Below are 6,681 nucleotides of genomic sequence, written 5' to 3'. Positions count from 1 at the left end.
TATGCAAAAATGCATAATAAAAAACACTGCTTGTATTCTAGATTACAGATTAAATGGAGTGTTGGGTTTCAATTAATATTTGAGTGGAACTTAATGCTAATTTTTTATGCTTAACAGTATGCATATATCATCGTTTATTAAAGTCATAATTGATAAACCTTGTTCAGGGGACGCTCTTCCTGCTGAGCTACAGAATCTTCAAAAGGGAAAGTATAAGCGATTATGCTAGTAATGTATGAAGGAATAATGATGAGAAGCGAATTTAGTAGAAAGTAGTCTTTGGATGTAGTGGTTATATTATTTACGATACCAATCCAAAGGACCTTCAGCACTCAAATCAACAAGAAAAGGGAGTAAGAAATGTAAAGGTAAGCTTATAAGTTCTGGCATAGCGTTCACTGTTTTCTTTGATAGATATTGTCTCATAAAACAATACGGACAATCCTTTTCAAATGTCACGAGTATTGCCCATACATCTTTTATTGTCCACTTCGTTTTACAATACGTACAACGCGTCATGAGGTTCCTCCTCATTTTAAGTTTTCTTCTAGTATACTCCATTCCATTGTAAGAAAGTCATTTGTATTTGGTGTGGTAAAATGTAAGTTGTTTTATTTTTATGTGAATCTATTCAGTCATTTATGAACAATTACATATCATTTGATATTTTTGCAGAATGATAGATTTTCAGTTTCAATATACCAATTGGCCAATATATCCTTTTTACAATTTACTGAAAATCATGTATAACAGAGATACATGATTATTTTATCTCGCTATTTGCGGGCAGTAAGATCCCTTACCTCGAAATTCAGCAAAAGTAAAGAAGTTAGGTTCGGGTCGGAATGCCCGTAAAAGTCCGATTCGTGAGGGTTGATGAAAGTTTCACTTTATAAATATTCAGAAGTAGAGGGAGAAAAGTTGTAATGGTAAGAAAAACGTTCAAGATGCGCGTGTCTAAAAATAGAACGATTTCGATTAATGGATCGATTCTTGATGTGGATGTTACACATGATGAATTTTTACAAGAGTTTGTTGAGTGGGTTGATTCTAAAGGTTGGTCGTTTATGGGAATAACAGATGAGATTACGCCCGAGGAAGCTAGTCAAAAGTTAATAGATTCGTTGATTGATGAGAAGGATAAGAAAGAGTAATTCCTTCTTATTTTTATTGTATATTTATGTTCTTTATCGTAAAAGTATGATATAGTAAAAAATAGTGAAAATTCTTCCAATATAATACAAATTACATATGATTGGTAGATTTATTATTTTGTTAAGGAGTAAATGGAAAAGGGAGAGTCATATGGTAAATTTTAAGAAAATTTTGGTTTTTATTACAGTTATTTGTTCGTTTTTTTTGACGCCCATAACATTGCGTGCTGAGACGAATATTGGAGTAAATCCAGAACAAGTTGCACCACCACCTGCGGAAGGACCGAATGTTTTTAGTCAGTTTGCAACGACAATTGATGCAAAAACAGGAGATGTTTTGTATGACAAAAACGCATATCACCGCGCATTTCCTGCTAGTACGACGAAGGTGTTAACAGCGATTTTACTCATGGAGCATACAAAGCCAGAGGATCAATTTACATTTTCACAATTAGCATTAGATCAAGAGAAGAGTAATTATCAAATTGAGTTTCAACCTGGAGAGACAATTAATAGAAATACTGCGCTTATGATTTTAATGGTGCTGAGTGCGAATGATGTGTCGTATGCGATTGCGGAGCGGATTGGCGGGAGTGTTGAGAATTTCGCTAATATGATGAATGAGAAAGCGAAGCAATTAGGGGCGAAAGATAGCCACTTTGTAACACCGAATGGATTGCATGATCCGAACCATTATACGACGCCGTATGATATGGCTATGATTACGAAGGGTGTGCAAAAGTATCCTGAAATTTTACAAGCGATGAATACGAAAAGAACGACAGTTACGACGTCTAGGCAGACGGTGTCTATTTTTAATAAATCTAATTTTTTTGAAAATCCATATAGCATTGGCGGTAAGACAGGGTTTACGAATGAAGCACGTAATACACTTGTTTTATTAAATGAGAAAGATGGAAATCGTATTATAAGCGTAGTAATGGCTTCTCAAAGACCTGAAATTTATGAAGATTTGAAGCAGATGGCGGAATATTCTTTCGGTCAATTTACGAAGCAAATGGTGCTTGATAAACATAATTGGCATCAAAAAACAACATATTTAAATAAAGATGTTAATTCTGAGTTGGAACAAAGTGCGGAGCTTATGCTTAAGAAAGATGAAGGGAAAAATGTGAAAACTATTTTCCGGGCGGCTTCATTAGATAAAGAATCTTTATATCATAAAGGAATACATCGTGGTGAGGTAGTTGGTGCAGTTGATATTACGAAAAATAATCAAACAATTGCGACGGTAAATGTTCTTTCAACAGAAGATGTCACTTTTACGATGCCTAAAAAAGATACAACTATGCCTGAAGTAAAAGACTCAAATGTGAAAGCAATAAGTGTTGGGATAGGTGCGATTATATTATTTGGAGCAATTTTATATGTAGTGTTGCGCCGAAATACAAAAGGAATGAAATCAGAAGGTAAATAAATTACTAATAAAAAGGCTGTGTAAAATTTTGGCACAGTCTTTTTTCTATATTTTAAATAACTAATAATTGTAAATTTTCTTATTGCAATAACTTAAAGTTCGTTATATCATTTACTTGTGTTCTTGTTAAAGAACACAAGTGGATATTGCATACTTCAAATAATATAAAACAACGGAGAGGGAGAGAGACGATGAAATTAATATGGAAGATAATTAGCAACGCGATCTCATTTGTTTTATTTGCATTGATGGTTTTTTTAGCTTTTGTAGTTATTTCTTCAAAAGCAAGCGGTGGTGATCCGACAGTGATGGGATATCAATTTAAGAGCGTTCTTTCAGGATCAATGGAGCCGACGTTTTTAACAGGATCAATCATTGCAATAGAACCAAACAAAGATGGTTCTAAATATCAAAAAGGTGATGTTATTACCTTTAAAGAGAAAGATCAAAAAATTATCACTCACCGTATTATCGGTGTGAAAGATACAAATGGAAAAGTAATGTATGAAACAAAAGGGGATAACAACAACGGACCAGATTTAGAGCCAGTACTTGCAGAAAATGTAGTTGGAAAGTATGCAGATATTACAGTTCCGTATGTTGGTTATTTACTGAATTATGCGAATTCAAAAGCGGGAGCAGCATTGCTTCTTATTATTCCAGGGGTCTTTTTACTTGGGTATTCCGCGATTTCTATTTTTGGTGCTATTCGTAGCATTGACGGAGAAAAGAAAGATAAAAAAGTAGAACAATCCGTCTAGTTCGTTTGGTTATACTTTCCGTTTAGGAAGTTAACAAATATATATTAAGGGGATATGGACATGACTTTAAAGAAAAAATTAGGAATGGGTATTACATCAGCAGTATTAGGAGCAGCTTTAGTTGGTGGAGGAACATTTGCATTTTTCAGTGATAAAGAAGTGTCAAATAATACATTTGCGGCTGGAACACTGGATTTAGCATTAAATCCATCAACAGTTGTTAACGTATCGAATTTAAAACCTGGGGATACAATTGAAAAAGAATTTAAACTAGAAAATAAAGGCTCTTTAAATATTAAAAAGGTTCTACTGAAAACAGATTATAATGTAGAAGATGTAAAGAAAGACAATAAAGATGATTTTGGTAAACATATTAAAGTAACATTCTTAAAAAATGTAGATAAGCATGAGACAATTGTGAAACAAACTACTTTAGATAAATTAAAAGGTGACACACTTACAGCTGTAGATAATGATTTATCGGCTTGGTTCTGGGATGAAAAAGGTATTTCAGCAGGTAAATCTGATAAATTCAAAGTGAAATTCGAGTTCGTTGATAATGGAAAAGATCAAAATCAATTCCAAGGCGATAAGTTACAATTAAATTGGACGTTTGATGCACAACAAACAGCAGGTGAAGAAAGATAATAAGAAAAAGGGCTATCACATGGATAGCCCTTTTTCTATTTTTCTAGTATTTGTCTATCAATTTTAATAGTTCTTTACTATAATATAGATAATGTTCTGTATAAAGAACGTGATGTTCGATGGGAGAGATTAAGATGCTGAAAAGACCGCGTAATTTTAAAAAGATGCTTATATTGCCGTGTATGTGTTCTATTACGTTTTATTTAGGATCTCAAATTATGACGCATACAGAAGCGGCGTTCATTCATGAAACGAAAGTAGAAGCGACGCTTTCTACAGCAATTATATTTCCGAAAACAGTTAATACGTTAAAAGAGCAATCTGAGAAACATAAACAGTTTATTGAGCGTGAGTATGGAACGATGAAGGGAAAATCGAAAGCAACTTCTATTGAAGAAATAAAACAGGCGATTTCTGTATGGCAACAAGGGCGTGAGAAAATTGTTGCTGAGAAGGAAGCCCTGCAAAATGTATATACTGAAATAGAAGCTCCTTACAATCAAATACAAGAAGAATTAAAGGTAAATAAAGATGAATCGATGCAGCAAGTGTCCATATATGTAAATGAAGGCTTCCGCAGTATCAAAGAGAAGCGTGACTATATTGAGAAAGAAATTAGCTTGAAAGCTATTGATGAGCAAATTCAGGCTCTTCAGCAACAATTAAACGTTGCAATTGAAGCAGAAGAACAGAAGAAAGCAGAAGAACAGAAGAAAGTAGAAGAACAGAAGAAAGCAGAAGAACAGAAGAAAGCAGAAGAACAGAAGAAAGTAGAAGAACAGAAGAAAGTAGAAGAACAGAAGAAAGCAGAAGAACAGAAGAAAGTAGAAGAACAGAAGAAAGCAGAAGAACAGAAGAAAGTAGAAGAGCAAAAGAAAGCGGAGTAACTGCTTTAGTGAAACAGCCGGAAAACAAGAATGTGGTGTAAGAGAGAGTGAACGAATAAGCAAGACTAGTAATATTTATACGAGTGTGAGGGAACGTTAGCCCTCACCTCTTTGTTTTTCTTTTTTCTTATAGTATTAAATGATTTGAGTGTGAAAAAAGTTATAAATTATCATTGTTTTTTTCTGAAAAGTCTAAATGATATTGAGAAATAAAAATAACTGAAAATATTAATAAATATGTGTTGTGTTTATATAGGGTTGTTCGTTATAATGAACATAAGGTTTTTAAAAAAGAACGCATATTAGCCAAGCTAATATAGTTTTCTTTACATCTCTTATTGAAAAATAAGTGATAAAAATATAAAAAAAAGCTAGGGGGAATTGATTGTGAGTCTGAAAAAGAAATTAGGTATGGGAGTTGCATCAGCAGCATTGGGGTTAGCTTTAATTGGTGGAGGAACATTTGCATTCTTTAGCGATAAAGAAGTATCAAACAATACATTTGCAGCTGGGACGTTAGACCTTACATTAAACCCTAAGACGCTTGTAGATATTAAAGATTTAAAACCAGGGGATTCTGTTAAGAAAGAGTTCTTATTACAAAACAGCGGTTCGTTAACTATTAAAGACGTTAAATTAGCAACAAAGTATACTGTTAAAGATGCAAAAGGTGATAATGCTGGTGAAGACTTTGGTAAGCACGTTAAAGTAAAATTCCTTTGGAACTGGGATAAACAAAGTGAGCCTGTATACGAAACAACTTTAGCAGACTTACAAAAAGTTGATCCAGATCTTTTAGCTAAAGATATCTTTGCTCCTGAGTGGGGAGAAAAGGGTGGATTAGCAGCTGGTACAGAGGATTATCTATGGGTACAATTTGAATTTGTAGATGATGGAAAAGACCAAAATATCTTCCAAGGTGATACATTGAATTTAGAATGGACATTCAATGCTAACCAAGAAGCTGGGGAAGAAAAATAATAAAAAAGCGGGTATTCCCGCTTTTTTTTATAAAGAAAAAGAAGTGCTGGTTGTAAGCACTTCTTTCTATTATTATTTTTGATTTTGCTTCCACTTTGTAAATTCAAGAAATTCACGAAATTGTTCTTTGGAGACACCAGAGTTCATTGCATCTTTAACGAGTTGTGTCCATTCGGAGTCTAGGTTAGTTTCCTTTGTTGTTTCATCATGAAGTAAAGTATCAACTGGAATTTGTAGAACTGCTGCGATCTTTTCAAGAAACTGAATGGAAGGGTTTTTTTGTAAATTGCGTTCTATAGAACTAATGTAAGATTTAGCAACGCCAGCTTTTTCGGCAAGTTCAGTTAATGAAATCCCTTTTTGTAAACGAAGGCGTTTTATACGTTCTCCAATCATATTTGCGCACCTTTCTATCAATATGTAGTTGTCTTATGATGTCATTATTATAACATAAACTTCGTTAAAAAGAACAAACCTATTGAGCCTGACTGGATGGCTTCATACGTTGGAAAAATTGCTCGATGTCTTGCATGGCGATACCAGCATCTAGAGCTTCAAGTATTAAATCAATCCATTCTTGATCCAGTGCGTCTGTCTTATCTTTGTACAAATGTAATTCCTCCCTAATTATCGGTCATAATTGCTGCTACAGAATACATGATAATGCAATCCGATTTTGTGTTTTATATAGTGAATTATCAAATATTGTGTAGATGAAACAAAGATAAAATCCCCATTAAACTCCCTCTATGGAAATTATAAATTGTTCGATAAAAACTTTCAATATTTTCAGAAAACATTGTTGAATTGTG

9 protein-coding genes are annotated in these 6,681 nt (G+C 33.6%); 6 read left to right on the top strand and 3 right to left on the bottom strand.

Going from position 1 to position 6,681, the window contains the following annotated elements; genetic code table 11:
• Positions 1 to 297: 297 nt before the first annotated feature.
• Entirely contained in the window at positions 298 to 519 is a 222-nt protein-coding gene (locus ACQGS6_RS20645; protein WP_000196288.1) for a hypothetical protein, read from the bottom strand.
• A 407-nt stretch (positions 520 to 926) separates the two neighbouring features.
• Between ACQGS6_RS20645 and ACQGS6_RS20640 the strand changes: the two genes are divergently transcribed.
• The 6 genes from ACQGS6_RS20640 to calY all read left to right on the top strand — a co-directional run bounded on the left by ACQGS6_RS20640 (position 927) and on the right by calY (position 5,869).
• Positions 927 to 1,154: a hypothetical protein gene (locus ACQGS6_RS20640; protein WP_000251856.1), complete on the top strand. Its 228-nt coding sequence runs from the start codon at positions 927 to 929 to the stop codon at positions 1,152 to 1,154.
• A gap of 151 nt (positions 1,155 to 1,305) precedes the next feature.
• Entirely contained in the window at positions 1,306 to 2,592 is a 1,287-nt protein-coding gene (locus ACQGS6_RS20635) for a D-alanyl-D-alanine carboxypeptidase family protein (protein ID WP_000247028.1), read from the top strand.
• A gap of 191 nt (positions 2,593 to 2,783) precedes the next feature.
• Positions 2,784 to 3,353, top strand: a complete 570-nt coding sequence (sipW, locus tag ACQGS6_RS20630) for a signal peptidase I SipW (RefSeq protein WP_000767792.1) — start codon at positions 2,784 to 2,786, stop codon at positions 3,351 to 3,353.
• A 60-nt stretch (positions 3,354 to 3,413) separates the two neighbouring features.
• Positions 3,414 to 4,001 (top strand): CalY family protein, encoded by a 588-nt coding sequence (locus ACQGS6_RS20625; protein WP_000172854.1) that lies wholly within the window; start codon positions 3,414 to 3,416, stop codon positions 3,999 to 4,001.
• 119 nt (positions 4,002 to 4,120) lie between these two features.
• Entirely contained in the window at positions 4,121 to 4,888 is a 768-nt protein-coding gene (locus ACQGS6_RS20620) for a DUF4047 domain-containing protein (protein ID WP_426965512.1), read from the top strand.
• Positions 4,889 to 5,275: 387 nt separating this feature from the next.
• Positions 5,276 to 5,869, top strand: a complete 594-nt coding sequence (gene calY / locus ACQGS6_RS20615; RefSeq protein WP_000053713.1) for a biofilm matrix protein CalY — start codon at positions 5,276 to 5,278, stop codon at positions 5,867 to 5,869.
• A 72-nt stretch (positions 5,870 to 5,941) separates the two neighbouring features.
• On the opposite strand, the gene ACQGS6_RS20610 is transcribed toward calY, so the two are convergent.
• Together ACQGS6_RS20610 and ACQGS6_RS20605 are read right to left on the bottom strand one after the other, a co-directional pair.
• Positions 5,942 to 6,265, bottom strand: coding sequence for a helix-turn-helix domain-containing protein (locus ACQGS6_RS20610; RefSeq protein WP_000578885.1), 324 nt, complete (start codon positions 6,263 to 6,265; stop codon positions 5,942 to 5,944).
• Positions 6,266 to 6,344: 79 nt separating this feature from the next.
• A complete protein-coding gene (locus ACQGS6_RS20605; protein ID WP_000276219.1) occupies positions 6,345 to 6,479 on the bottom strand; it encodes an anti-repressor SinI family protein in 135 nt (44 codons plus the stop codon).
• Positions 6,480 to 6,681 lie beyond the last annotated feature (202 nt).

It is taken from the genome of Bacillus sp. GMs2/2 (assembly GCF_050172095.1).
Lineage (GTDB): Bacteria > Bacillota > Bacilli > Bacillales > Bacillaceae_G > Bacillus_A > Bacillus_A cereus.
The sequence above is the reverse complement of the archived record's forward strand: the minus strand, read 5'-3'. Positions and strand labels throughout refer to the sequence as shown.

What these genes read in the sequence shown, in the direction of transcription:
- ACQGS6_RS20645 (WP_000196288.1), bottom strand. Translation starts at nt 519, where the DNA reads ATGACGCGTTGTACGTATTGTAAAACGAAGTGGACAATAAAAGATGTA.
- ACQGS6_RS20640 (WP_000251856.1), top strand. Translation starts at nt 927, where the DNA reads ATGGTAAGAAAAACGTTCAAGATGCGCGTGTCTAAAAATAGAACGATT.
- ACQGS6_RS20635 (WP_000247028.1), top strand. Translation starts at nt 1,306, where the DNA reads ATGGTAAATTTTAAGAAAATTTTGGTTTTTATTACAGTTATTTGTTCG.
- sipW (WP_000767792.1), top strand. Translation starts at nt 2,784, where the DNA reads ATGAAATTAATATGGAAGATAATTAGCAACGCGATCTCATTTGTTTTA.
- ACQGS6_RS20625 (WP_000172854.1), top strand. Translation starts at nt 3,414, where the DNA reads ATGACTTTAAAGAAAAAATTAGGAATGGGTATTACATCAGCAGTATTA.
- ACQGS6_RS20620 (WP_426965512.1), top strand. Translation starts at nt 4,121, where the DNA reads ATGGGAGAGATTAAGATGCTGAAAAGACCGCGTAATTTTAAAAAGATG.
- ACQGS6_RS20610 (WP_000578885.1), bottom strand. Translation starts at nt 6,265, where the DNA reads ATGATTGGAGAACGTATAAAACGCCTTCGTTTACAAAAAGGGATTTCA.